Below are 26,327 nucleotides of genomic sequence, written 5' to 3'. Positions count from 1 at the left end.
GAAATCTAAATTTACCTGAAGCAAACAATCTGAAATCTGAAATCACAAATCTGAAATCAGAAGCCCAAATCACGCTCAATTTCTTCCATTTCAATGATGTCATGTGCTTCCTGTAATGTAGGAACCACAACCATCTCGTCGGGCATGTCGTTAAAGTCAAGGCCTGATGCCACAACAACAAAAGACTTTTTTGCTTTACGGTGTTTGTTTGATAGCTGCAAAAAAGCAAGCACATCATTTAAATCAAGGCCTTTATCACGAGTGATATCAAGAATTATATTACTGCCTTTAAAACTATTATATTCTGCTGTGATTTTTTCACAGAAAGTGGCCAGGTCGCCTTGTGTATCACGAATTATAGTAGTATGTCCTTTTTGTTCTGTTTTCATTTTAAAGCTGCTGAGTTCCTGAGTTTCTTAGTTGCTTAGCTAAAATACAAAGTTTAAGATTTCGGCTGAACCTAATTATATGTCTTTTAAGATTTTAATTCGCAATCCTTTAATTCTTTATCTTTTCTGCAAGCAGGTATATTACCGCCATCCGTACCGCTACTCCATTCTCTACCTGGTCAAGTATTACCGACTGCTGCGAATCCGCCACATCGCTGCTTATCTCTACCCCCCGGTTTATTGGCCCGGGATGCATAATCACTATTTCTTTATCAAGCGAATCAAGAAAGGCTTTATCTACACCGTATTGCTGTGCATATTCACGCGTTGAAGGGAAGTAGTTCACATCAAGCCTTTCATTCTGCACCCGGAGCATATTCGCTACATCAGCCCATTCCATCGCCTTGCGCAGGTTCGGCTCTACTTTTACCCCAAGTGATTCGATATATTTCGGGATAAGCGTTTTAGGCCCGCAAACTTTCACTTCAGCGCCCAGCATCTGCAGGGCAAATATGTTTGACAATGCCACACGGGAATGCAGAATATCGCCCACTATAACCACTTTCCTGCCTTCAACACCGCCAAGCCTCTCCCGTATTGTAAAAGCGTCTAAAAGCGCTTGGGTGGGGTGCTCATGGGCACCGTCACCGGCATTCACTATACTTGCTTTCACGTTATTGGCGAGGAAATGTGCGGCTCCCGGCTTTTCATGGCGCATTACCACCATGTCTACCTTCATGGCAAGGATATTATTCACAGTATCTATCAGCGTTTCACCTTTTTTCACGGAAGATTGTGCCGCCGAGAAGCTGATTAAATCTGCTGACAGGCGTTTTTGTGCCAGTTCAAAAGATAATTTTGTCCGGGTACTGTTCTCAAAAAAAACATTGGCTATGGTAATATCTCTTAGCGATGGTACCTTTTTAATCGGCCTGTTGATTACTTCCTTAAACTGGTCGGCCGTTTCAAAAATAAGCTCAATATCGCTTTTTGTGATGTATTTTATCCCGAGTAAATGGTTTACGCTCAGTTCTTTCATTCTGTGTTGCAGTAGTTAAATCTAAACAAGGTACACCTGGTCTTCCCCGTCATTGTCTTTCCAGCATACTTTTACTTTTTCATTATTAATGGCATCTACCTGTCTGCCCCGATAGTCGGGCTGAATGGGCAGGTGGCGGCTAAAGCGCCTGTCAACCAATACAAGAAGCTCAATGCCCGACGGCCTACCGAACGACTGTATCGCTGTAAGCGCCGCCCTGATGCTGCGCCCTGTATACAATACATCATCAATAAATACCACTTGTTTGTTTTCCACAAGGAAATCTATCTCTGTACGGTTGGCTTCAAGCGGCTTTTCGCTTCTGCGGAAATCATCCCTGAAAAAGGTAATATCCAGAAAGCCAAGTTGTATACCTTGAACGCCATACTCATTTTCAAGAATCGACTTTATACGTTCTGCAAGGAATTTACCCCTTGGCTGCAGCCCAATAAGTACGGTTTCCTTAAAATCAAGATGCTTCTCAATAAGCTGGCAGGCAAAGCGGTGCAGTATGATATTGACTTCTTTGGCAGTAAGCAATATTTTGCGGCTCATGTGTGCTGGGGTTGTGTGTTTGGTTTGTAAAAATAGGCAAAAATACCGTTGCTGAAAAATACAGGCTCAATTATGTTCTGTCTTAATATTATTACAATTACATTTTTGTTAACTATTGCGCAATATGCATCTGCATACCTTTATGTATCAATAACCTAAAGATAAACATCATGAACAACAGGATCTTTAAACTCAGCTTTTTCGCTATGCTGCTTTCACTTGTAACCGGCTGCGAAGTTATAGGCGACATCTTCCAGGCCGGAATGTGGGTAGGCATAATTATAGTAGTTGCCGTAATTGCTTTAATACTTTGGCTGATAAGCAAATTCAGACGATAGCATAAAGAAAATCCCGTAAGCCAAAAACTTACGGGATTTTTTTAATCATACATTTTCTTCCTGAGTTCCTTCACTTTATCATCGTCAAGGTAATCATCAAAGGTCATATATCTGTCAATTACACCGTTTGGCGTAAGCTCTAACACACGGTTGGCAACGGTTTGTGCAAACTCGTGGTCATGCGTTGTAAATAACACTGAACCTTTGAAATTCTTAAGCGAGTTATTGAATGCTGTAATACTTTCAAGGTCAAGGTGGTTGGTAGGCTCATCAAGCATAAGCACATTAGCGCGAAGCATCATCATGCGCGACAGCATACACCTTACTTTTTCACCACCCGACAATACCCTGCCTGTCTTCAGCGCTTCTTCGCCGCTGAAAAGCATTTTACCTAGGAAACCGCGAACGTACACCTCATCGCGCTCTTCTTCAGTTTTAGCCCATTGGCGCAACCAGTCAACAAGCGTTAAGTCATTCTCAAAGAACTCATGGTTATCTGCCGGAAGGTATGATTGTATTGTAGTGATACCCCAGTCAAATGTGCCGCTGTCAGGTTTAAGGTTGCCGTTTAATATTTCGTAGAAAGCCGATGTTGCACGTGAATCTTTAGATACTACAACAATCTTATCACCTTTTGCCATGTTCAGGTCAACATCTTTAAACAATACTTCGCCGTCGATAGATGCGCTTAGGCCGCTTACGTTAAGAATCTGGTCTCCCGCTTCACGTTCCTGCTCAAAAATAATGGCAGGATACCTGCGGCTTGAAGGCTTAATATCATCAACCTTAAGTTTTTCAAGCATCTTTTTACGGCTGGTAGCCTGCTTGGATTTTGCCACGTTGGCGCTGAAACGCATAATGAATTCCTGAAGCTCCTTCTTTTTCTCTTCAGCCTTTTTGTTCTGCTGGGCACGCTGCTTTGCGGCAAGCTGGCTCGACTCATACCAAAACGTATAATTACCTGAGTACTGGTTGATCTTGCCAAAATCAATATCTGAAATGTGGGTACAAACAGCATCAAGGAAGTGCCTGTCGTGCGATACAACTATTACAGTATTCTCATAGTTTGCAAGGAAATTTTCAAGCCATGCAATCGTTTCAAAGTCAAGGTCGTTGGTAGGTTCGTCCATTACCAGCACGTCCGGGTTACCGAACAATGCCTGAGCCAATAACACCCTTACTTTCAGCTTACTATCCATGTCGCCCATTAGGGTATAGTGGTATTCTTCACCAATACCAAGGTTACTAAGCAAAGCAGCGGCGTCGCTATCGGCATTCCAGCCGTTCATTTCTTCAAAAATTACCTGCAGCTCACCTACCCTGTCACTGTCTTTATCGCTAAAATCAGGCTTCAGGTATATCTCATCCATCTCCTTCTTTACTGAATACAGCATCTTGTTACCCATCATAACCGTCTCAAGCACAGTATATTCATCAAACATATTGTGGTTCTGGTTAAGTACGCTCATGCGCTTGCCTGGCTCAAGGTGTATGTGCCCGGATGTTGGGTCCATATCGCCTGCAAGTATTTTCATGAAGGTAGATTTACCTGCGCCGTTTGCGCCGATAACACCGTAACAGTTGCCCTGGGTGAAGGTGGTGTTCACCTCATCAAACAAAACGCGTTTGCCAAACTGAACCGATAAATTTGAAACTGTAAGCATCTTAAAAAATTTTTGCAAAAGTATGAAAAATAACCGCTCGCACTTTTGTTTAACAGGGTATGCAGCATTTAAATTATTTTAACAGCTTTTTAACAAGCCTTCACTTTCGTAAAAAATACATTTGCAATTAGCCCAAAAGTGTTTTATGCACAAACCTTGCTATTTTTTACTTGTGTTGGTTTTACTGCCGCTCCTGCTGTCATGCAACAGGAGCGATGATAACTATACCGCATATTTTGGCGGCGAAGTGCAGAACCCGCAAACGCGTTATGTGCTATTCAGCCGGGGCAATACTGTAATTGATACACTGCTGCTTGACAAAAACAACCGCTTCATTGTAAAGTTTGACTCCCTTACGCCCGGTATGTACAATTTTAAGCATGAGCCGGAGTACCAGTATGTTTACTTTGATAAGAATGACAGCCTAATGGTCTCAATCAACGCGCGGGACTTTGACCAGTCAATAGTTTTCAGTGGCCGTGGCGAAGCCAAAAATAACTTTATGATGGAACTTGCGCTCGCACATGAAAAAGACAGGTCTTCAGGATTGATGTCTTATGATAAAGAGCTTTCAAAATTCCTGCGGGATATTGACTCAACTTATGCGAGGCGGAAGAATTTTTACGAAAAAAGTAAAAAAACCATTCAGTGGAGTGACGGATTTGATTTCTATGCAAAAGCGCGTGTTGACCTGAATTATTACACTAAAAGGGAATATTACCCTTATGTGCATGAAAGACGTACCGGGCGGGATGTAAGGCCGCAGCTGCCTAAAGATTATTATGATTTCAGGAAAAATATAAACCTGAATAATCCTGCCTTATCTACTTTTTCGCCTTTTATGAGGTATTATACAGCAATGCTTAATAACAGGGCGGTTGAAAACGTAAAAGATGCCAGCATAAGCGCTGAAAATGCCCTGCGGGACCATATTGCCAAACTTGATATCGCTAACTCATTATTTACTAATGAAAAAATAAGAAACGGTGTGCTTGACAATATTGCCTTTTCTTACTTGCTGGAAGACAGGAACATTCAGCATAACCGTACTTTCCTGAAAAAATACCTGCAACTTTCTACGGATAAAAGCGATACCAACGAAATACATAAAATGGGCCGCGCCATAGCTAAGCTAAACCCGGGGAGCCGCCTGCCGCAAATTCCGCTGGTTACCCAAAACGGACAGTCAACAGATGTGCTGGCTAAAGGTACAACCATAGTTTTCTTCTGGACCACAGTGGCAAAGGTGCAGTTTGAAGAAATATACAAGAAGGTTGTAAGCCTGAAAAAGAAATACCCGGCGCTTAATTTTATAGCCGTAAATGTAGACAGTGATGAGCAATGGAAAAGGGTTGTTACACGCTATGATTTTTCTGCGGCAACGCAGCTGCGCGCTACAGATTTTGCACGCCTTCGTGAAGACTGGGTATTCACTAAAATAGACAGGACCATTGTACTGAACCCTGATGGTACAATTAAAAATGCCTTTGCCGACCTGCTAAGCCCTGACTTTGAAAGCGAACTTAAATAACCCATTGTGAAAAAGCTGCTCCTGATTTTACTTATAGTTCCGTTTCTCTCATGCAGCGATGCAGTTGTAAGCGACAGCACCAAAAACTTTGAAGATAACCGCTGGATGCAAAGCGATGTAAAATCATTCAGCCTTGAGCTGGGCGAAGATATTTCTACAGGCAAGCTGGTGCTTAACTTTTCACATGTGTACAATCCGGGTTATACCAATCTTCCGGTAGCCATAGCAATAACCAACCCGGACGGCGCTACTGAAACTGTCATGGCCAATCTTGAGCTGCGAACAAAATCGGGCAAAGACCTCGGCAGCTGCACTGGCGACATCTGTGATCTGAAGCAAATTATTAAAAAGAGCGTCCCGTTTAAGTCAGGCACTTATAAAGTTACTGTACAACATGGCTTCAGCGGGCCTTACCTGCCGAATGTTTTGATGGTTGGGGTGGTGATTGAGAAGTTAGGTATTTAACCGCCTTTTTTGGCAGGCTTTTGCAGTCCGCACATCCCTACATCTTTTTTGTTGTAATATTTATCAATTTCATCTCTATATGATTTTATAAATATTTTCTCTTCATTATTTTTTTCAGGTAACCTAAAATTATTTTCAAATAAATAGCCAAGAATATCAATTTCATCCTCAAACTCAATATCATCTCTCTCATATAGTGCTATTCTATTATCAAGATATTTTTTGAAGTCATCTTCAGTGTCAATCAGGTCTGAGAAAATCATTAAGTCATATAGCGATATAATCCATGTCCATTTATAACTATCGCTAAGCACTCCAGTTTTAATTAAATATGCAAGATTTACTGAAACTGCGGACAGATGCTCAAACATCACAGAAATCTTTACATATCGATACGGCTTTGTTTTATCTATTGCTAGAGTATTTTGCTTTCCGTCGGCAACATATCGAAATTCAGGACTTTCATTTTTTACGATGTAATTTTCAGCCCTATAACATTGATATGAGCCTTCATTTACCGTATCACGTAATCTATCTTTCAAACCTAGTATTGCTCCTCTTCGGTGCTTTTTGTTAAGCTCGCCAGCTTTAACCTCAATTATGTATAAAGCTTCATTTCCAACGCCTAAAATGTCCAATTCAGGCTCTTTAGGCATATCATCTTCAATAATGTTATATTTTAGAGAGTGATAAAATTTCACAGAAGGTAGCAGCTTTTCAAACAGTTCTTTGGATTTTCTTTCTATATAATTATCACGGGAACCCGAAAAAGAGTTGCCTTTAAAAGAATGTTCATAATAAACATTATCAGCTAATTGTAATAATCCGGCTGTTATATTAAATATATTTCTAAATGGAAGACTTAAAGAAAAACAGTAATATTTTTCTTCATACTTTACCAATGGTTTTGTTTGCGCCACGGTATCACCCAATATAAATCCTCCAAATTTGCCTTCAAGAAAAGGCTTATTATCACCAAATTCATGTGAAAATAGTTTAAATATTTTTTCCTCTTTCTCTCCTTGAGGAATCACCCAAAAAAGTCTGTTATAGCCTTCAATGTAATCCAATGGTAATAAGGATAATGTTTCAGGATTTCTCTCATCATATAAGTCTAAATTATCTTCCATGAATTGCTGAATAAAATGCTTACCTGTTGCAATCATTTTTTCAATAACCATCTCTTGATTATTTTGTTCACTCCACTCCATGAATCTTTGGTGAGCAAGCGCACTACCAAAGGCATTCCCTATTTTAGACGAAACTAGTACATCAAACCTTTTTATAATATTAAAAATATCTTTTGAAGTAAAGCCATAATAACGATTTAAAAAATCATCATGGGGTTTGAATGTTTCTTCATACACTTCAGATATGTGAGATTGATAGCCATCTCCTCTAACGTGCATTGCGTCTTCCATAACAGTGATTTTTAGCCAGTGATCAAATTCATTGCCTCCTTTTGGGTTATCTGCAGACATTTCATAAAAACCAATGTTCATTTTTATTTTCGACAACTGTTCTATGATTTCATTAATTTCCTCTTCATTTGGAACTACGTTTTTATTTTCATTTTCTGATGCTGATGCTATATTCAATGCATATTCTAATAAAACTTCAATTTCATCATTGGGAATAAGCTTTTCTCTATCAGCATGCTCTTGATCTTCCCCTCTATAATCTTCTAACATCTGATTATACAATGTAGGTGATGCAGCAATAAGCTTTGCTCCTAAAGCTCCTAAAATATAAATTTTGTCGTATTTGTTTATCAGTTTTATAGCTATATTTATTTCTTCTTTTATCCAATTGAAATATCTTTCTCTATCAGTTTTAGCTTGATCTAATGCATACCTCCACATAGCTTTAAACTCTTCATCTAAATAAATTGGCTCCATTTTGACTTTTTAAATCAAATATAACGAAAGATGCGAATTTTATTTGATAGCAAAATACACAAAAACTGCCGGAGAAGCAAAACCTCTCCGGCAGTCTTAAAAAGTTTAGTTCAGGAATTCCGCATGCCGTGATCACATGCCGTGTTGCTGACCGGTTTCCGCTTGCGCGCCGGCGTAGGTTTTTGCCCTGCACGAACGGGTGGAAAGTGCAGCGCCCCTTACAGCCTCCATCGGCAATACTGACTACCCGTCATCTTCGTTTGACCGTTTTTGACTGGCTATGCCATCCTGCTCATGTTGTAAAGGTACAACTGCAAGTGTTTAGCTTATCTTAAAGACGGCATAAGGTGTTGTTAATGTTCTGATGAAATAAAAAAAGCAGGCCTGTAAGCCGGGTTCTGTCCTCTCGTTTGTAAAGAAGCCTTATCATTTATCTGGCCCCGGCATTGCTGCCGTGGTCTATCTGCCTACCCCCGGCATCGGGCGGGCCGCCCTACATATAGCCGGTATACATGGCATTTCACCGCATAGAGTTTACCTGGTTTCACTACAGCATTACCTGTACATACTTTCTGCTGCACTTGTCCTCCCCTCGCCTAAACGAAGGTGGCGGGCGTTACCCGCTATGCTGCCCTCCGGTGCCCGGACTTTCCTCCCCCGAATTAACGGAAGCGATAAGGCGGCCTGCTTTCCGGCAAAGATACTTATTTCGATTATTAGATTTTTCGACCATTCGATATTTCGACAGTTTCATTTATGTCCAGTCTTGCAATCTAAAAATCTAAAATTCGAGTAGTCGATTCTATAAGAATTTTCCTCTTTTACATTTAACATTTCATTGGCAGCGGTAAAAACGGTAAAGCCGTAATTTTAATTCAGGAACAAAACAACCATAAAACTTACAATCATGGACAGACAGATGTATCACTACGCAACGGTTTCTAAGGCCTTGCAGGACCTGGCCGATAAAGGCTTTACAACCGATTTTAACCTTGAGGAGGACCGTATAAAAGAACATTGCGACGAATTTGAAATTGTTGAAATTTACCGCTACGAAGGTGAAACCGACCCGGGTGACGAGGCTACCGTTTACGGTATAAAATCTAAAGACGGAGAAAAAGGAGTATTTGTAGCAGGGCACATGGCCTATAGCGAAGGCAGTGCTGCCATGATGCTGCACAACCTGAGCATTAAAGGCCGCGACACAGGATGTGAATCATAATGAAAAGGCTTCACAAGAAACTTGAAAAGATAGGGCGAGACCCTAAAATAACCGCCAAAGCCGTTGGCCTTCGCTATTACCTTAACACAGATAAAGGTTTTTACAGAAAGCGTAAGTCCGGCGGTTTTGCTTATGCGGATGAGCTTGGCACACCCGTGCGTGACAAAGCTGTGCTTGAACGTATAAAAATGCTTGTAATACCGCCGGCATGGGAAAACGTATGGATTTCACCTTTTGAGAACGGACACCTGCAGGTTACAGGTATTGATGCCAAAGGGCGTAAGCAATATCGTTACCACCCCGAGTGGAACAAAATACGCAACCAAAGCAAATTTTTCAGGCTCAGGCGGTTTGCACTAGCTTTGCCAGCTATCCGCGAACAGGTAGATAAAGACCTGAACCGTAAAGGCCTGCCTTATGAAAAAGTTGTGGCGCTGGTAGTACGGCTTATAGAACTGACGAACATTCGGATAGGGAATGATGCCTATAAAAAGCTGTATGGTTCGTTTGGGCTTACTACTCTTCGTGATAAGCACGTGAAGTTTGAGGGTTCAACCGTCACATTTGACTTTACCGGAAAAAAGGCGTAAAGCATAAAATAAAGCTGCAAAGCCGAAAGATGGCTAACCTCGTTAAGAAGTGTAAGGAAATCCCGGGGCATGAACTTTTTCAGTATTATGATGATGACGGCACGCACCACACCATCGGCTCGGCTGACGTAAATAACTACATTAAGGGAATTACGGGTGAAGACTTTACAGCAAAAGATTTCCGGGCATGGGCTGGCAGCCTTAATGCACTGTGCAGTTTCCACGAACTGGGCGAGCATGGCGGCATTACAGATTGTAAACGTAAAGTTGTGAACGTACTTGACTCAGTTGCCCAAAAGCTTGGCAATACCCGGACAGTTTGTAAAAAATATTACGTGCATCCTACGGTAATTGCATCTTACGAAAAAGGCACGCTATGGAAGTATGTACCTAAAAACTTTGATGCGGGGCAGGAAATGAACGCTCAGGAAAAAGCTTTATTAGAATTGCTTACTACAGAAGATATTGCAGAAGTAGCAGCTTAATAATTACGAATTATGAATTACGACTACTGGTTAGATGTTTGAAATCAGAATTTTCATAATTATAAATTTTATAACATTTTGTTATATTTTTATTATTCTTCCGTAATTATTTGTTTTAGCGAAGTATAGCACCATAACTTTGCCTAAACTTGTAATTATGGAAACAAAAAACCTGCTGTCACTTGCAACTGAATTCGGCTGTCCGCTATATGTTTATGACGCTGAAAAAATCCAATCACAATATACACGGCTTACAAATGCTTTCTCTAAAGTAAAGAGCCTCCGCATAAACTATGCTGTAAAGGCTTTGTCTAATATTTCAGTTTTAAAGCTGCTCAGGCAAATGAACTCCGGGCTGGATACTGTTTCCATCCAGGAAGTACAGCTGGGCCTGATAGCAGGTTTTGCTCCGCATGATATAATTTATACCCCAAACGGCGTTTCGATGGAAGAGATTGAAGAAGTAGCGGCAATGGGTGTACAGATAAATATTGATAATCTCTCCATACTCGAGCAGTTTGGCGCTAAACACCCTGACACACCGGTTTGCATACGTATCAATCCACACGTTATGGCAGGAGGCAACAGCAACATTTCTGTGGGGCATATTGACAGTAAATTTGGTATCTCCATTCACCAGATGCCGCACCTGCTGCGCATTGTTGAGAATACCAAAATGCACATTAACGGCATACACATGCATACCGGCAGCGATATACTTGATATTGAAGTATTTCTCTACGCGGCCGAAATTCTTTTTGAAGCGGCAACGCATTTTAAAGAACTGGAGTTTCTTGATTTTGGCAGCGGGTTTAAAGTTCCGTATAAAAAAGACGATATAGAGACCGATGTTGAAGAGTTGGGCAAAAAGCTTACCAGGCGCTTTAATGAGTTCTGTAAAAAGTATGGTTGCGAACTCACACTGGCCTTTGAGCCCGGCAAGTTTCTTGTAAGCGAGGCTGGCTACTTCCTGGCAAAGGTAAATGTGGTGAAGCAGACTACTTCAACCGTTTTTGCAGGAGTTGACAGCGGGTTTAACCATCTCATCCGCCCTATGCTGTACGGTTCGCAGCACCATATAGAAAACATAAGCAACCCAAAAGGTAAAGAGCGCTTTTACAGTGTAGTAGGCTACATCTGTGAAACCGATACTTTTGCCAGCAACCGCCGCATAGCAGAAATAACCGAAGGTGACATCCTGTGTTTCCGCAATGCCGGGGCCTATTGCTTCTCAATGGCAAGCAATTATAACTCCCGAACGCGTCCTGCTGAGGTGCTGTGGCATAACAGCAAAGGGCACCTTATTCGCCAACGGGAAACATTTGAAGATATTGTTAGAAACCAGGTTGTTATTGATTTGTAAAAGGTTGTGCCGTATATTTGCCATATGAAGTACATCAGGCAGATATTTACCGGCAGGTTGTTATGCGCCTTATTGGCGCTGCACGTGCTTAATATCAGTATTGATACGCCAAGTACTGCCATCCGGGGAAGTGCCGAGGACTTAACCTATAATAAACAGGAAAGTATTGTAGAATACCTTCTCGAAAAAGTTTTCTTTGAGGAGAATGTCATTGCTGAATATGATGAATGTGATAGTGATGATTCAATTGCAAAAAAAACTGCTTTTAGCATTGACTTTTTCGTTTTGCCTTCAATAACTGAAAATATACCTTCATTTTCAGGAGATGTAAGGAAAGATACTTTCCACAATGTAACATCAGCCGGAGACATCCTTACAGAAATACACTCTCCCCCACCCGAAGCTTAAGTAATATATAATCTACAATTGCCTTTTGGCACAAGAATTTACTATTACTTAATCTTACAATCAAAATGAAAAATATGTTTCGCATGGCGCTATTGGCCGTGCTTTTTGCCGTGCAGATTGTTTCGGCACAAGATAATACTGTTATTGACAGCCTCTATATACACGAAGTTGAAGAACGTAAAGACCCACCCAAAGTACTGCACGCCGAGCCGTTGTTTATAGACCTCATCCGCGACCTTGGCGCACGAAAAGGGGAAAAAGAATGGAACGTTGGGCTTGGGCTTGCAGATAATAACACTTATGATCAATATACTGCCCTTGTTGAATATGAATGGGCGCCAATAGACAGGCTGGGCCTTGAGGTAGAACTTCCTTTTTCTTTTCATTACCCAATGGAAGGGGCAGCCAACGTGCCGGGAAACCGTCTTAATAGTTTGAAATTAGCTGGCCAATATTCCTTTTTTGTGAACGAGAAAATTTCTACGTCAATGGCTATCGGCTATATACATGAGTTTGAACTTAGCGACTTCAGCCACTATGGTAAGGGCAGGCTCTTTACCGGAAATGTATATAACCCGTTCTTTATTGCCGCAAAGCGCTGGGGGCAAAATTTCCACACCCTGCTATACACCGGTCCGCAGTTCTTCCATCATTTTGAAGGCAACAGCATGCATACCGTCTGGCAGATAAACAGCAACGTGCACTACATGATTCCCGGTACGCGCAATTTTGTCGGGATTGAATTCAACAAAGAGGTTACAAAGCATGATTTCGAGATGACCATCCGCCCGCAAATGCGCGTAGGCATTGCCGATAACCTGCTGATAGGTATTGTGACGGGCGTACCAATAAAACGCGAAAATGAACGCTTTAGCTCATTTCTACGGCTTATTTATGAACCGGGACACTAACAAAAAGCCTTGCTAAATGCAGGGCTTTTTGTTGCGCCTGTTATTTGTAATCGCTATTTTTACTCTATGGAAAACAAACCAACCCTGCGTAGCGTCGAGGTTACGCGCTATGTTACTCCACTTCGCGAAGGCGGCTCACTGCCTGCCATTGCCGAGGCTGATGATGGCTTTAACTATGTACTGAAGTTTCGCGGTGCAGGGCATGGCACCAAAGCGCTTGTAGCAGAACTCATTGGCGGAGAGATTGCGCGCGTACTTGGCCTGCCGATACCGGAATTAGTTTATGCCAAACTTGATGAAGCCTTTGGCCGGACCGAGGCAGATGAAGAAATTCAGGATTTGTTGCAAAATAGCCAGGGGCTCAACCTTGCGCTGCATTACCTGCAGGGGGGCATCAACTTTGACCCGGTTGTAACACAGGTTGACGAAAAACTGGCTTCGCAAATTGTGTGGCTTGATTCATATATTACAAATGTTGACCGTACCTTCCGTAATACAAACATGCTGCTATGGCACCAGGAGCTTTGGCTTATAGACCATGGCGCGTGCCTTTACTTCCATCACTCGTTTGATGACCCTATAGGCCATGCAAAGACACCATTCGCACTGATTAAAGACCATGTGCTGCTGCCACGCGCAGCAAAACTGCAGGAAGTCGACGCAGAATACAAGGCGCTTTTAACCGAAGAAAAAATACGCGCTATTGTAAACCTTATCCCGGATGATTGGCTCCATTGGGAAGAGCTTGATAAGTCACCTGAAGCCATTCGCGATGTGTACGTTCAGTTCCTGATGACACGTTTACAAAACTCAGATATATTCACTAAACAGGCCATCAATGCAAGAGAAGCACATATATGAGTATGCAGTAATACGCATTGTGCCGCGCGTTGAGCGTGAGGAGTTCATTAATGCCGGCATAGTAATTTATTGTAAGCGAAAGAAATACATAAAGGTATTAGTTAGTATTGATGAAGCAAAACTCTTAGCATTGCATCCATTGGCGGAGGTTGAACAGATAAAGCTCAATCTCGATTCATTTGAACGCATTGCAGCAGGCGCAAAGGATGGTGGCCCCATAGCGAAGCTAGAGATAGACGAACGTTTTAGGTGGCTTACCGCAGTGCGCAGTTCTGTCATACAAACCTCACGCCCCCACCCCGGACTTTGTACAGACCCGGAAGTTGCCGCATTGAAACTGTTTAGGGAGAACGTTTTGTAGTTGCCTGTTTACCGTGACTGCGACTGAAAACTGTCTCAAACGCCCCTAAAATTGTCTCTTTTGCCAAGCCCGTGCTGTTGTGTAATGCGTAAATTTGGGTATAACTTAAACATCAACAAATATGAGCAGTGTAAAACAAATGTTTTTAAATCTCCCGGTGAAAGACCTCCGGGTTTCTATAGACTTCTTTACCAAGATTGGCTTTTCTTTCGACCAGACTTTCACTAATGAGCAGGGAACGTGCATGATTATCGGTGAAAATATCTATGCCATGCTGCTTACAGAAGAATTCTATTCTACATTTATTACCAAAAGCATAGCTGATGCCCGGCAAAGCAGCGAATTGATAACAGCGCTTGCTGTAGGTAGCCGCCACGAAGTTGACAAGATGGTTGACAGTGCCGTAGCCGCAGGCGCAACAGGTGATAAAATTGAAGACCACGGCTGGATGTATGGCCGCTATTTTGAAGACCCGGATGGGCACATCTGGCAAATTTTCTACATGGACATGAACGCGATACCGAAAGAATAAGGTAAAATTCAATTCGTCATTCCATTTCGACCGAAGCGCAGCGGAGCGGAGAAATCTTAAACAGTCATAATTTGAGATTTCTCCTGCGTCGAAATGGAATACTCTTTATTAAATCACTCCGCCAAAATCTGCTCCAGCTTTTTCCTTTCAGCTTCAGGAAGGTTCGGAATTATGGACATGAACAATCCGCGGTACCCATCTTTCTTTAGCAGCTTTCGGATGTTATCACGTCCGTATTTAGAGAATTGCCATTTGTGGTGCGTTGTTGCGTTTACTAGGTTTTCCATCACAATAGGATCCTGCTTTCCAATATAAAGAAGGCTGTTGAGGGCATTCTGGCGAATAGTACTCTCATATCGCGGTGAGGCATATTGCAATAGCTCGGCATAGAAGTCAGGCTTTTGTTCAGGTTTATAATCTTTAGCGCTATAAGCCAGCGTAAGCCACAATATACGGAGGTTTTTATCATTAAACCCCACCCAAGTTTTCGACTTCTCCAAAAATTCGGGCTGGCGTTCCGGGAATTTGCTGCATAACACATTCAGGGCAACTTCGCGGGTAATGTATGAGTTATCATCAAGCAGTGTTATATATTCATTCACAAACTCCGGCGGAATGGTAGTAACCGTACGCGCTACTGCCTGCCGTTGCTTAAGGTTTTTACTTTTCATGGCAATGCGTATAAGCTCAGCTTTCTCTGCAAAAGGCACCTGTGCCATCTGGAAAATCACTTCTTCTTTAATAGGGCTGAAACTGTCTGACAGCAGTATTTCCCTGAAAGTTTCTTTATTTTCAGCAAACGGCTTGCCTTGTAAATCTCCCAACGCCAGGTACTCTTTCATAAAATCATTTTTGCTGAGAATGGCAAGTGCTTCCTCAACTTCAAACTTAGGCGATTCCAGCCAGCGTTTTTTGAAGGCAGCGGTGTCATAGCTGCTTACTTTATTTATTTCGGCAAGAAACTGGTCGGTATTTACATTTTTATAGGAGTATTTTTCCAAATATGCCTTAACGGCTTTCCGGAAAGCCGCATCTCCTATCCCATCGCGAAGCACATGCAGGGCCCATGCGCCTTTCTGGTAGAATGACAGTGAGCTTGCCTTCTCATTCAGTATAGGGATTGTGTCATTTTTTGATGCCTGCTGTATGCGTTCTGCAATCTCATACATTTCGTAATTAAAATGGTCTTCACCGAAAAGTTCCTTTTCAACCAGCAGCGCATAATACGTTGCAAAACCTTCCTGCAGCCAGTGGTGCTTACCGCTTTCGGCAGTTACTAAATCTCCAAACCACTGGTGTGCCAGCTCGTGTGCATTTACGTTGATGTAATTACGGTCGTTAAACCCAATATCATCCACAACAAAATCCTGCGAGAAAATGGTTGATGTGGTATTCTCCATGCCTGCATACAGGAAGTCAAGGACAGGCACCTGGCGGTATACACCCCAGGGATATTTCACACCGATTTCTTCCTCCAGAAAATTGAACATCTCATAGCTGTAACGGTACGTTGGTTCACGTTTAAGGCTGTCTTCATGGCGCAGGTAAAATTCCATTGGTGTACCGTTAGCAGAGTCCATTCGCGATTTGCGGAATTTACCTATGGCAACCATCACGAGGTAGCTGCTCATGGGTTTATGCATTTTATAGTTGTATCTTTTTGAAAGGCCTGCTTTATCTACATCTATAAGGGTTCCATTTGCAAGATTTTCATAATCATATCCATAATATTCAACAGATAAATTAAATACCACCTTCTCATTCACATCATCAAAACTGGGCAGCCAATGGCTGGTATACTTGCCCTGCCCCTGTGTCCATATCTGGTCATCATTGCCATCCTTCACAAAATACATGGTTTGTTTCGGCTGGGCTTCGTAAGCAAATTCAACAGTGTTTTTACCTTTTTTATACCCTTTAAAAAGTTTTAACGCCGTTGATGATGAATTCCATCCTCCTCTTTCCTTACCATTTATCGCGACGTGTGTAAATTTCATGTTCTTCGCATCAATGTAAATGGTATCTGGCTTGCTTTTTACATCGAATGTGTATACAACGGTACCCATTACCTTCTTTTGCGGAACATCAAATGCCAGGTTAGCCTGACATGTTTTAAAATCAACGTTTTTAGTTTGCTGCGCAAACGATACAATTGAAGAAAAAACGAAGATGTACAGGATTAAAATTCTCATGTATGAATACAATTTTTACAAAGCTAACCAAAAGCAACAATAATGCCCTAAACGCAAAGTTAAAGATATAGGGTTGTACATTATAGAATCCTTATTTTTATATCCTGATAAAACAATACCCTTATGGTTTCCCTTAAACGATATCTTTCCCTAATATTTTTATTATTGAGCTTTGCTGCCGGCGCCCAGCTTACACCAGCGGAAAATACGCAGCCGGCTAAACCCGAAACGCCGTCTGACTCACTGGGCCGCCGCACCCCGCGTGGTACTGTTGATGGCTTTTTGAAAGCGATGAGCGACCAGAACTACCAGCGTGCCAGCCAGTACCTTGACCTGAAACGGTCTTTGCGCAACAAGCCAAAGGAAAGGGAACGTATTGTAAAAACACTGCAGCACTTGCTTGACAGTGGCGGGAGTATTTTACCAACGGGGCTAATAAGCGATAAATATAGCGGCAAAACCGATGATGACCTTGAAGAAGGACTTGATGCGGTAGGCTCTGTAACGGCTGACGGGCAGGTACTTAACCTGATGCTGGAAAATACTCAGGCAGCAGCAGCACCGCCAATATGGCGCTTTTCCAGGGAGACCGTTGACGGTATTTCAAACGTTACCATTAGCGAAAACCTGCTTATTGAAAAAGTGCTGCCACGGGTACTTGAAGTACGTACGCTGGCAGGTGTACCAGTAGGCCACTGGCTGGCGGCTATTGTGATAATGCTGATATCTTACCTTGTATCATGGGGTATAATATCATTGATTATTTTTATGATGGCGAAAGCGTGGCGGCTTGCCAACAAACCCCACATAGCAGAGGGTATCAATGCATTTAACCTGCCGGTAAGGCTGTACATGGCAGTATGGATGTTTGTAATCATATCGCAGCAGGCAGGCATTTCCATAATCATAAGACAGCGTTTCAGTACTATTACAGTAACCATAGGTATAATAGCCATTCTTATACTGCTGTGGAGGCTTAGCGACGTTATAAGCACCTACACCAAAAACCGGATGACGGTGCGTAAGCGTATTTCTGCCATCTCGGTGATATTGTTCCTGAGGAGGTCGGCCAAGGTTGCCATTGTTCTGTTTGGTATTATAGCCATACTCGGGGTAATAGGTGTAGATGTGCAGACCTATATAGCCGCACTTGGTATTGGTGGTATTGCCCTGGCACTGGGTGCACAAAAAACAGTGGAAAACCTTGTAGGCAGCGTAACGCTTGTAACCGACCAACCTATACGTGTGGGCGACTTTTGCAAAGTTGGCGATGTCTCGGGCACCGTTGAGGCAATCGGCATGCGCTCTACCAGATTGCGAACCGGAGCACGCACAGTAGTGACAATTCCAAATGGCGCGCTGGCAGCTACCAACATTGAAAACTTTGCGCACCGCGACAGGTTTTTATTCAGCCCTACATTCCAATTCAGGCTCGACACCACGCCTGACCAGATACGTTTTTTGCTTGTTGAGTTAAGGGCAATTTTGTATGCACACCCCTGCGTAAACCCTGACCCTGCCAAGATACGTTTTACAGGTTTTGGTGAAAGCTCGGTAAAGATTGAAGTATGGGCCTATATTGAGGCGGCGGGATTTGACCAGTTTCAGGAAGTACAGGAAGACATACTGCTGCGCATGATGGATGTGATTGAACAAAGCGGCACCAGCCTCACAGTGCCGGCACAAACCATTTTTATAGGCCGGGATAAAGGCGTATCTGAAGAAAAGGCACAGCAGTCAGCTGACAAGGTAAACAACTGGAAAGAAAACCATGAACTGCAGCTGCCGTCTTTTGATACCCGGAAGATTGACGAGCTAAAGGGTTCTATCAAATATCCGCCTGAAGGCTCGGTAAAGGCGGAGGATTAAGTTTTTTTGTGTATCATTGCAATAAATTTTTTTTATGCAAAAATACCTTACTATCGCTCTCCTATTTATTTCTTTCATTGCGCAAGCACAAGTTAATGCCGAAGTAATTGAAATAAACCAGCAAAGTTCCGGAAATGCGCAAAACTTAACTCCCGCAAATAGTAGGGTTTATTTTTCTGCACAATATAACCGTAATCATAACGATTGGGGACTATACTACTATGATAACACAACCTCTAAAGTTAATTTTGTAAAAGGGTTTGCAAACTCGAACATTAGCAAATTTGTAGTAATTAATGATGTTCTTTTCTTTTTGACGGAAATAATGGTATCTGGCGAAGTGACGGGACAGAGCAAGGCACACAGCAAATCAATACAACAACCTCATTTTTTTCCGGAACGGTTGGAAATATCTCAGTGTATAATAATAAGCTATATTTTGTTTTCCGGGATTACAACAGTAACACAAAAATATGGATGACCGACGGAACCGATGCAGGTACCCAAACATTGACTGATTTCGGGCAGAATGGATTCAATAACTCACTTGAGCTTTTCACATTTGGCAATAAGTTATATTATATAGCACATACTGCAACATACGGACATGAAATTTGGGTTAGCGACGGAACATCAGCAGGCACTTGGTTACTGAAAGATATAAACCCTGGGACATCGTCTTCAAGCCCATCAAAAATTATTGTTTTTGGCAGCCACTTTTATTTTCTGGCAAATAATGGAACAAATGGCTCTGAACTATGGCGCAGTGATGGCACCACACAGGGAACAGTACTATATAAAGAATTTGTGCCTGGAATGGCAAGCGCAATAAATTACCAGCCGGGGACCGCTACAGCTTCGTACTTTGTATTTACCGTGGGTGAGGCCGGCGGTATAAGGAAATTTTGGAGGTGTGACGGCAGTGAGGCTGGTACATACCCGCTTAAGACTGTTTCAACTTCAGGGCAAAATTTTACCAATTTTGCTGTCTTCAATGACGAAGTTTACATGCTTGGAGGCGATTTCAACTCTGAAAATCAATTGTGGAAAACTGATGGTACTGTTGCAGGTACAACGGTTGTAAAAAACTATCAGTCGGACACATATAGAAGGTTAGAATACCTCACAACAGGCCCTGGCTATCTACTCTTCAGGATTTATGACGGCTCAACAAGCACATATCGCCCTTATATAAGCTTAGGCACTGAAGCAACTACTGGTTTATTATCTGATGTAAATGTTGCAACCGATACATCGTCACCATTTAAATTTTGTACTGCCGGAAACGTAGTTTTATTTTTGGGAACAACAACCAAGAATGGAAGGGAATTATGGAGTACAGACGGAACTTCAGACGGCACAAAAATGGTTGCTGATATAAATAGAAGTCGACACGGATTGCACCCATACGGGGATATTTACAGTTCGGTTCTAGGCAATGAAATTGTTACAATTCGCTTTACAGACGGTACAAGCAACAAGCCAATAATTACTCAAAATGCCTCAAATGATTTCATTTTGCTTGATAATGCCTCAACATCAGCTGCAAATGTATATTATGATGAATATTATTCTCCTAAAAAGATATTTTACAATGTGGGGAACAAAATAGTCTATAAAGGTATCGCTTACAACTCTACCGGTATGGAATTATATGCTACAGACGGCACGCCTTCAGGCACAAGCCTGATTAAAGACATAGCTCCAGGGGCAGCACACTCTTTGGGGGAGGATAATAATCTCTTTATGGAATATAATGGTATATTGTATTTCAATGCCAATGACCAGGTACATGGCAAAGAGTTGTGGCGCACAGATGGCACTCCCGATGGCACATACATGGTTAAAGATATTCGGGTTGGGTCTCAGTCAGGTGTTATGAGGCAAAACGAATATTCTTCCATGAAACAATATGCCGTATATAACAATATGCTATATTTCATTGCTAATGACGGTACAGGTGACGCCATTTGGCGAACTGACGGAACGGCTAATGGCACAATAATGGTAATGCCTGTGACATCTAGTACAATAATTATGGGCGCTACAACTACTAAAATGTTTTTTATATCTAAGGTAGGGCAGTACTCACAGGGGCCTGATACTATATGGTCGACTGACGGAACACAAGCAGGGACGACTTTATTAAAGACATATCTTATCAATGTGAATAAATTTGACATCTCTGCGGTTATGAATGACGAAATATATTATAATGCTTGGGAAGATGAGATAGGTATGGGACTTGCAAAATCTGATGGTACCGTACAGGGCACGGTCTTCATAAAGCCCTCACATCCTGAAAGTATAAATATGATCGAAAAATGTGGTGGACACTTGTATGTGGCTACAGGAAATTCAGGTGACTTGTGGCGAAGCGATGGTACAGCTGCGGGAACAGAAGTTATATATACGAATATGTACACTTCTTCAAATTACAGCTGCATAGCCAATAATTTTTATTTTACTAAATCCGCATTAACCCAAAATTTGTGGGTTGCGACAGGAGTGGGCAACGCTGTGGGAATAGATGTAAATTTTCCTGAAGACATTATGCCTGTAACATACGGAGGGCCATTGGGAATCTTGGGCTATGCCAATGGAAAAATATTTTTGGATGGACAGACCGATATTAACGGCAGGGAGATTTTTACGGTAGAATTACAAGCCGTACAAGCAGCTTTAGGATTAGATGATATTGCAAGTATTTCAGAGAAGAATGAATACTACGTTTATCCTAATCCAAGTAGCAATATTGTAAATATCAAAGGCAATACGCCCGTAAAAAGTTATATACTAAACAGCTTAACCGGCCAAAAACTTATCGAAAAAGAAAACTCAGATACAGTTGAATTAGGCAACTTACAACCTGGAATTTACCTGCTAAGCATTAAAGGAATAAACGGTAGCGCTACGGTGAAAAAAATCGTAAAAAAGTAAAGGATTAACTCCCCTCTTTCTTTACTTCTTTCTCCAGCACTTTAATTTCTGTCTTTTCTTTTTTGATAGATTGGCGAAGAAGTGCAAACAGGCTCATGTAGGCGTTAGCTACAAACACCAGGGCAAAACCGGCTATGAGATAACCGCGCCAGTCATTAAGCAACAGCTTGTAACCGGTAATGATAAGGAATAATATAGTGACATAGTGGCTAAAGCAATACTCGCAGGTAAAAAGATAGAAAAATTTGCGCGTAGCCAGTTTGTCCGCATACCTGCTGCGGCGTACGCAATATTCCCGCGGTTCGCGGAACACTTCTTCGTGCGTAACCGTCCATGCAACGCAGGCAATGGGCACGGCAAGTATAAAAAGCCAGGCAAGCTGTGTACCTATATCCATATCAGTCTGATTTTTGCATAACTAAATTACTTTATCATTTACAGACCGCCGTATATGTTTAGAATAATTTAGCAGATAGATTGTTCGAACTATTCGATTTTTCGGCTTTCAGACTATACCCGCTGTTTTACACAGCGTTAATCATTTACTAAAGCATTTAAAAAGATGCTTTTAACATGTAACTTTATCTGATTAATACTACCCAGCATGAATAAAAGGTACAACATCGGGATTATAGGCTACGGCGGATTTGGCAGGTTTCTTCACCATTGGTGGGATAAGATGGAAGGCGTAAATGTCTTGGCGATCTCTGATAATCGCGACTATGTTGGCCGCAGCGGCCTGAAACATTACAAAAGCTATGCTGATTTAATTGCCGATGATGAGATAGACATTATAAGCATTGCTACGCCACCATCATTGCATGTTGATGTTGCCTGTGCCGCCATGCGCCATGGTAAACATGTGCTGCTGGAGAAACCCATTGCCGTGACAAATGAAGGCGCTGAAGAAATTTTGCGCACTCAACGGGAAACGGGAATGGTGATGACTATTGACCATATGCTTCGGTACAACCCAATTGTGAAAGCATTGAAAGAGCTGAGTCTTAACGAAACTTTTGGCAAACTAAGGCATGTATCTGTAAACAATTACGCGCAAGATGAGGGACTGCCGAAAGAGCATTGGTTTTGGGCTAAAGAAATTTCAGGTGGAATATTCATAGAGCACGGTGTACATTTTTTTGATATTATAAACTCACTTACCACCCAAAAAATCAAACATGTAAGCGGTGTTACCCACAAACGGAATGAGCAGCAGGAAGACCAGGTATCGGCAACGGTGCTGTATGACGGCGGGCTCATTGCCAACCACTACCATTCATTCTCCGGTCCGGGATTTTTTGAACAGACTACCATAAGGCTCACATATGACCTGGCACGGATTGAGGTTGAAGGCTGGGTGCCGATGAAAGGGACTATCAAAGCATTGGTAAACACAGATAACCGTGATAAACTGAATCTTATTCCCGGCCTTAAAATTGAAAAAACCACTCCTGTCGGCTCAGTTACAGATGTATCACGCCCTGAAGGCTGGGGAGAATCCCAGGAAGAAGAAGAAAAAGGCAACACCATACACGCCGGCGGTATTGCATATACTATAGATGACATGGTTGAAGCTATTTTTGAAATTCCGCACACAAAATCTGAAGTATATGGCAAATGCCTGCAGGATATCATGACCGACATTATCACTAAAATTGAAAACCCTTCACACAAGCTTACCATTACAGCTGATGATGCTTTTGAAGCGCTGAAGGTGGCTGTAAGGGCGGACGAAGATTCTGGGAGGACATCTTTACAATAAGATAACTTGGTGTGTTAATAGGTTTATTGTAAGTTAGCGCCTTAAAATTAATACGCATACTTACATGCTTATAACATTACGTAACAGAATAAATCTTATAATTGCGCTTGCCTTTATAAACTTAGGCTTACAGGCGCAGACCACAATACTTAATGAATCATTGCTTACCCAGGCAAGCTTCAACACGTTTACCGGGTATAGTGTAACTGGCGTACAAATGTGGAGCCATAGTACGCAATACGGCGCTGTAATGAGTGGTTTTAGCGGGCAAAGCTTTGCTAATGAAGACTGGCTTGTAAGCCCGGCAATGAACCTAAGCCAGATTGACAATGCCAAACTTACATTTGAACATACACGAGGCCCTGGTGGCTCTATGAATGTTGGGGTTAACCTTGGCTGGTACAAAGCTTATGCAACGGCAAACTATACTGGCAACCCTGCAACAACTACCTGGGTAGAGCTTACAGGTATGAACAATACCATGGCAAACGCGTGGAACTATATACCATCTGGCGACCTTATGATACCTGCATCAGCGAAGTCAGCCACTACACGTATAGCTTTCCGTTACCAAAGCACCGACACGCAAAGCGCAACATGGGAGATAAAAAACGTAAAAGTAACGGGACAGCAAGCTGGTACAGCAACCTTTAAAATTACCAACTGGAATACAGAGTGGCTTGGATGCGCCGACTTTGAACCTACAGACGATGCGCAACAACTGTCAAACGTAGCTGCTGCTATGCTGGCAATGAACAGTGATATTTATTGCATACAGGAAGTATCTAATACGCCTAATACCCCAACCCTTACATCACTGGTAAATTTATTGGGTAGCAATGACTGGGCTGCTACAATGGTACCTGCAAATACCGGTGAATGCAGCCAAAGGCAGGCATTGGTGTATAAAAAAGCACGTGTTCAGTTTGTAAGCTCAACGCAGTTAAGCACCGGAAACCAATCTCAGGGAAATTCATACAGCTATAACTGGAGCAGCGGGCGCTTTCCTGCTGTTTACAATGTAAACCTTATTGCAGGTATAAACCTTATCCCTGTAACGCTGGTTAACATACATGCCAAAGCGCAGACAGATCTGGACGACTATACCCGCCGTAAGGGCGCTTCTGAAGCATTGAAAACCATACTAGACGGTTCAGCATATAATACAAAGAATGTAATACTGGTAGGCGATTATAATGATTTCCTTATCGGGACAAACAGCAGTACGGCTTGCAACTGCAATGTATCTCCCTACAAAAATTTTATGGACGATACAGCAAAATATACCCCAATCACGCAGAACCTTTTTGATGAACACTGGAACCGGCCCGTTATTGAAAACTTTATCATTTCAAATGAATTGACAGGTAACTATATAACCAATACTGCCGCAATGGAAACGAGCGTTGCATCATCAATTCCGGGTTTTTACAGCAACACATCAAACCATACCCCCCGTTACCGCACAGTTACAATTCTCAACTTTGGATAGTGAAGAGTTTACTGCTCCGGCAAAAACATGGTCGCTGTATCCTAACCCGGCCAGCAATACGCTCACCATCACCACTACCGCCGACCTTACTGAAAACTTTACTACTATTTACGACATCACCGGAAGGCAGGTTTTGAATGAGAAGTTCAACGAGACTATAAACGTTAGTGCATTACCGGCTGGTGTATATATCCTGAAGATTGGTGAGATGAGTAGGAAGTTTGTGAAAAATTAGAATTTTAGATTATTAGTATTTTCGACTGTCCGACTACATAGCCGGCTCAATAGCCTGCTAAAAATCCAAATATTTATACCGATTGTTTCAGCAATGGGATTACTTTTGTGCCTATCAGCTCAATAGATTGTAACAACTGTTGATGTGATAGTCCTGCGTTATCCATCTGGAAGGTAAAGCGGTCAATACCTCCGAGGGCTTCGCTGTGCCTTATCAATTTTTCAGCAACCTCTTCCGGCCCGCCAACAACCAGTACACCTTTTGGCGCTATCAGGTGATTAAACTTATCTGGTGTAACTGGTGGCCAGCCTCGCTCCATGCCTAATTTTGTCCATAGTTCGGCATATCCGGGATAATATTCTTCAACAGCCTTCTCACTGGTTTCGGCAACATAGCCGGGCGAATGCAGCCCTACCTTAAGCTCGTTTGGTGAGAAGCCTGCCGCTGCACCTGCCTCACGATACAAATCAATTAGTGGCCTGAAACGATGTGTTTCGCCACCTATAACTGCCACCATAAGCGGAAGGCCCAGAGACCCCGCACGCACAAAAGATTCAGGAGTACCACCCACGCCAAGCCACACCGGCAATTTTTCCTGTAACGCCCGCGGGTAAACAGGCTGGTTATCCATAGGTGGGCGGAAACGCCCTGACCATGTTACGTACTCATTATCGCGTATTTTCAGCAGGAGTTCAAGCTTCTCTGCGAAAAGCGCGTCATAATCTTTAAGGTCAAATCCGAAAAGCGGATAGGCATCAATGGCTGAGCCACGGCCAACAACAATTTCGGCGCGCCCTTTTGATATCAGGTCGAGCGTTGCAAAACTCTGGTACACCCGCACAGGGTCATCAGTACTAAGTACTTTTACAGCGCTGCCAAGTTTTATCCGTTTGGTTCTTGCCGCCGCGGCGGCCAGGATAACATCAGGAGCCGAATCTAAAAATTCCTTTTTGTGGTGTTCGCCTATGCCAAAGACATCGAGCCCGGCTTCATCAGCCTTTACTATACGGTCAAGCAGCTGCTCCATAGCATCTGCACTGTTGAGGTTGTTGCTGCCATACATAGCTGATGCAAAACTGTCTACTCCTATTTCCATTGTGTTGTTTTAGTGCCTCTAATTTAGTGAAATAATGACAGCCCCCTAACCCCCGAAGGGGGAATTTAGCTTCACTCTTGCTCGAATCTCAGGTACTCAGGCACTAAGGCTCTCAGGTACTTTTTCCTT

At 42.4% G+C, this 26,327-nt stretch carries 26 protein-coding genes and 1 other RNA gene; 18 read left to right on the top strand and 9 right to left on the bottom strand.

What is annotated here, in order from left to right:
- Nucleotides 1-56: 56 nt before the first annotated feature.
- The 3 genes from LRS05_RS09720 to pyrR all read right to left on the bottom strand — a co-directional run bounded on the left by LRS05_RS09720 (nucleotide 57) and on the right by pyrR (nucleotide 1,983).
- Nucleotides 57-389, bottom strand: coding sequence for a ribonuclease Z (locus tag LRS05_RS09720; RefSeq protein ID WP_257868149.1), 333 nt, complete (start codon nucleotides 387-389; stop codon nucleotides 57-59).
- A gap of 109 nt (nucleotides 390-498) precedes the next feature.
- Complete coding sequence (locus LRS05_RS09715) at nucleotides 499-1,428, bottom strand: aspartate carbamoyltransferase catalytic subunit (protein WP_257868148.1); 930 nt, start codon at nucleotides 1,426-1,428, stop codon at nucleotides 499-501.
- Between the two features lie 21 nt (nucleotides 1,429-1,449).
- Nucleotides 1,450-1,983: a bifunctional pyr operon transcriptional regulator/uracil phosphoribosyltransferase PyrR gene (gene pyrR, locus LRS05_RS09710; protein WP_257868147.1), complete on the bottom strand. Its 534-nt coding sequence runs from the start codon at nucleotides 1,981-1,983 to the stop codon at nucleotides 1,450-1,452.
- Nucleotides 1,984-2,153: 170 nt separating this feature from the next.
- Here pyrR and LRS05_RS09705 point away from each other — a divergent pair, with 170 nt between their 5' ends.
- A complete protein-coding gene (locus LRS05_RS09705; RefSeq protein ID WP_257868146.1) occupies nucleotides 2,154-2,321 on the top strand; it encodes a hypothetical protein in 168 nt (55 codons plus the stop codon).
- 41 nt (nucleotides 2,322-2,362) lie between these two features.
- Here the strand turns inward: LRS05_RS09705 and LRS05_RS09700 are convergent, their stop codons facing one another.
- Nucleotides 2,363-3,985: an ABC-F family ATP-binding cassette domain-containing protein gene (locus LRS05_RS09700; RefSeq protein WP_257868145.1), complete on the bottom strand. Its 1,623-nt coding sequence runs from the start codon at nucleotides 3,983-3,985 to the stop codon at nucleotides 2,363-2,365.
- A gap of 145 nt (nucleotides 3,986-4,130) precedes the next feature.
- Here LRS05_RS09700 and LRS05_RS09695 point away from each other — a divergent pair, with 145 nt between their 5' ends.
- A complete protein-coding gene (locus LRS05_RS09695; protein WP_257868144.1) occupies nucleotides 4,131-5,516 on the top strand; it encodes a hypothetical protein in 1,386 nt (461 codons plus the stop codon).
- 6 nt (nucleotides 5,517-5,522) lie between these two features.
- Entirely contained in the window at nucleotides 5,523-5,981 is a 459-nt protein-coding gene (locus tag LRS05_RS09690; protein WP_257868143.1) for a gliding motility lipoprotein GldH, read from the top strand.
- On the opposite strand, the gene LRS05_RS09685 is transcribed toward LRS05_RS09690, so the two are convergent.
- Both LRS05_RS09685 and rnpB read right to left on the bottom strand, forming a co-directional pair.
- Nucleotides 5,978-7,879 (bottom strand): hypothetical protein, encoded by a 1,902-nt coding sequence (locus LRS05_RS09685; RefSeq protein ID WP_257868142.1) that lies wholly within the window; start codon nucleotides 7,877-7,879, stop codon nucleotides 5,978-5,980. The two genes, LRS05_RS09690 and LRS05_RS09685, sit on opposite strands and share 4 nt — an antisense overlap.
- A 371-nt stretch (nucleotides 7,880-8,250) precedes the next feature.
- Nucleotides 8,251-8,570: RNase P RNA component class A (gene rnpB / locus LRS05_RS09680), an RNA gene on the bottom strand.
- A 216-nt stretch (nucleotides 8,571-8,786) separates the two neighbouring features.
- Here rnpB and LRS05_RS09675 point away from each other — a divergent pair.
- The 9 genes from LRS05_RS09675 (at nucleotide 8,787) to LRS05_RS09635 (ending at nucleotide 14,612) form a co-directional block, all read left to right on the top strand.
- Nucleotides 8,787-9,101, top strand: a complete 315-nt coding sequence (locus LRS05_RS09675) for a hypothetical protein (protein ID WP_257868141.1) — start codon at nucleotides 8,787-8,789, stop codon at nucleotides 9,099-9,101.
- Nucleotides 9,101-9,691: a DNA topoisomerase IB gene (locus LRS05_RS09670; protein ID WP_257868140.1), complete on the top strand. Its 591-nt coding sequence runs from the start codon at nucleotides 9,101-9,103 to the stop codon at nucleotides 9,689-9,691. The genes LRS05_RS09675 and LRS05_RS09670 overlap by 1 nt, the downstream gene beginning before the upstream one ends.
- Before the next feature lie 29 nt (nucleotides 9,692-9,720).
- Nucleotides 9,721-10,176, top strand: coding sequence for a hypothetical protein (locus LRS05_RS09665; protein WP_257868139.1), 456 nt, complete (start codon nucleotides 9,721-9,723; stop codon nucleotides 10,174-10,176).
- A gap of 157 nt (nucleotides 10,177-10,333) precedes the next feature.
- Nucleotides 10,334-11,539, top strand: coding sequence for a diaminopimelate decarboxylase (lysA, locus tag LRS05_RS09660; RefSeq protein ID WP_257868138.1), 1,206 nt, complete (start codon nucleotides 10,334-10,336; stop codon nucleotides 11,537-11,539).
- Between the two features lie 24 nt (nucleotides 11,540-11,563).
- Entirely contained in the window at nucleotides 11,564-11,947 is a 384-nt protein-coding gene (locus tag LRS05_RS09655; protein WP_257868137.1) for a hypothetical protein, read from the top strand.
- A 65-nt stretch (nucleotides 11,948-12,012) separates the two neighbouring features.
- Nucleotides 12,013-12,858 (top strand): HAEPLYID family protein, encoded by an 846-nt coding sequence (locus LRS05_RS09650; protein WP_257868136.1) that lies wholly within the window; start codon nucleotides 12,013-12,015, stop codon nucleotides 12,856-12,858.
- A gap of 66 nt (nucleotides 12,859-12,924) precedes the next feature.
- Nucleotides 12,925-13,719 (top strand): HipA family kinase, encoded by a 795-nt coding sequence (locus LRS05_RS09645; RefSeq protein ID WP_257868135.1) that lies wholly within the window; start codon nucleotides 12,925-12,927, stop codon nucleotides 13,717-13,719.
- On the top strand, nucleotides 13,697-14,080 hold the full coding sequence (locus LRS05_RS09640; RefSeq protein ID WP_257868134.1) for a DUF3037 domain-containing protein: 384 nt from the start codon (nucleotides 13,697-13,699) through the stop codon (nucleotides 14,078-14,080). Before LRS05_RS09645 ends, LRS05_RS09640 begins: the two co-directional genes overlap by 23 nt.
- A 121-nt stretch (nucleotides 14,081-14,201) precedes the next feature.
- Nucleotides 14,202-14,612 carry a VOC family protein gene (locus LRS05_RS09635; protein ID WP_257868133.1) on the top strand — a complete coding sequence of 137 codons (411 nt, stop codon included), beginning with the start codon at nucleotides 14,202-14,204 and terminating at the stop codon, nucleotides 14,610-14,612.
- Nucleotides 14,613-14,725: 113 nt separating this feature from the next.
- Here LRS05_RS09635 and LRS05_RS09630 read toward each other — a convergent pair whose 3' ends face one another.
- Nucleotides 14,726-16,804: a M1 family metallopeptidase gene (locus LRS05_RS09630; protein ID WP_257868132.1), complete on the bottom strand. Its 2,079-nt coding sequence runs from the start codon at nucleotides 16,802-16,804 to the stop codon at nucleotides 14,726-14,728.
- Nucleotides 16,805-16,927: 123 nt separating this feature from the next.
- Between LRS05_RS09630 and LRS05_RS09625 the strand changes: the two genes are divergently transcribed.
- Genes LRS05_RS09625 through LRS05_RS09615 form a run of 3 tightly spaced genes read left to right on the top strand, consistent with a single transcriptional unit; the run spans nucleotide 16,928 to nucleotide 21,613 of the window.
- The gene (locus LRS05_RS09625; protein ID WP_257868131.1) at nucleotides 16,928-18,673 is read left to right on the top strand and encodes a mechanosensitive ion channel family protein; all 1,746 of its coding nucleotides are present in this window, start codon (nucleotides 16,928-16,930) and stop codon (nucleotides 18,671-18,673) included.
- Nucleotides 18,674-18,707: 34 nt separating this feature from the next.
- Nucleotides 18,708-19,154, top strand: coding sequence for a hypothetical protein (locus tag LRS05_RS09620; RefSeq protein WP_257868130.1), 447 nt, complete (start codon nucleotides 18,708-18,710; stop codon nucleotides 19,152-19,154).
- Nucleotides 19,151-21,613 (top strand): ELWxxDGT repeat protein, encoded by a 2,463-nt coding sequence (locus tag LRS05_RS09615; protein ID WP_257868129.1) that lies wholly within the window; start codon nucleotides 19,151-19,153, stop codon nucleotides 21,611-21,613. The genes LRS05_RS09620 and LRS05_RS09615 overlap by 4 nt, the downstream gene beginning before the upstream one ends.
- A 4-nt stretch (nucleotides 21,614-21,617) precedes the next feature.
- Here the strand turns inward: LRS05_RS09615 and LRS05_RS09610 are convergent, their stop codons facing one another.
- Entirely contained in the window at nucleotides 21,618-22,010 is a 393-nt protein-coding gene (locus LRS05_RS09610; protein ID WP_257868128.1) for a hypothetical protein, read from the bottom strand.
- Nucleotides 22,011-22,217: 207 nt separating this feature from the next.
- Between LRS05_RS09610 and LRS05_RS09605 the strand changes: the two genes are divergently transcribed.
- The 3 genes from LRS05_RS09605 to LRS05_RS09595 all read left to right on the top strand — a co-directional run bounded on the left by LRS05_RS09605 (nucleotide 22,218) and on the right by LRS05_RS09595 (nucleotide 25,102).
- Nucleotides 22,218-23,375, top strand: coding sequence for a Gfo/Idh/MocA family protein (locus LRS05_RS09605; RefSeq protein ID WP_257868127.1), 1,158 nt, complete (start codon nucleotides 22,218-22,220; stop codon nucleotides 23,373-23,375).
- Between the two features lie 64 nt (nucleotides 23,376-23,439).
- Complete coding sequence (locus tag LRS05_RS09600) at nucleotides 23,440-24,867, top strand: endonuclease/exonuclease/phosphatase family protein (RefSeq protein WP_257868126.1); 1,428 nt, start codon at nucleotides 23,440-23,442, stop codon at nucleotides 24,865-24,867.
- A complete protein-coding gene (locus LRS05_RS09595; RefSeq protein WP_257868125.1) occupies nucleotides 24,860-25,102 on the top strand; it encodes a T9SS type A sorting domain-containing protein in 243 nt (80 codons plus the stop codon). Before LRS05_RS09600 ends, LRS05_RS09595 begins: the two co-directional genes overlap by 8 nt.
- A 73-nt stretch (nucleotides 25,103-25,175) precedes the next feature.
- On the opposite strand, the gene LRS05_RS09590 is transcribed toward LRS05_RS09595, so the two are convergent.
- The gene (locus tag LRS05_RS09590; protein WP_257868124.1) at nucleotides 25,176-26,198 is read right to left on the bottom strand and encodes an LLM class flavin-dependent oxidoreductase; all 1,023 of its coding nucleotides are present in this window, start codon (nucleotides 26,196-26,198) and stop codon (nucleotides 25,176-25,178) included.
- Nucleotides 26,199-26,327 lie beyond the last annotated feature (129 nt).

The organism is Flavobacterium sp. J372, from assembly GCF_024699965.1.
In the GTDB taxonomy this organism is placed as follows: domain Bacteria; phylum Bacteroidota; class Bacteroidia; order Flavobacteriales; family Flavobacteriaceae; genus Flavobacterium.
Note: the sequence above shows the minus strand (reverse complement) of the source record. Positions and strands in the feature narration are given on the sequence as shown.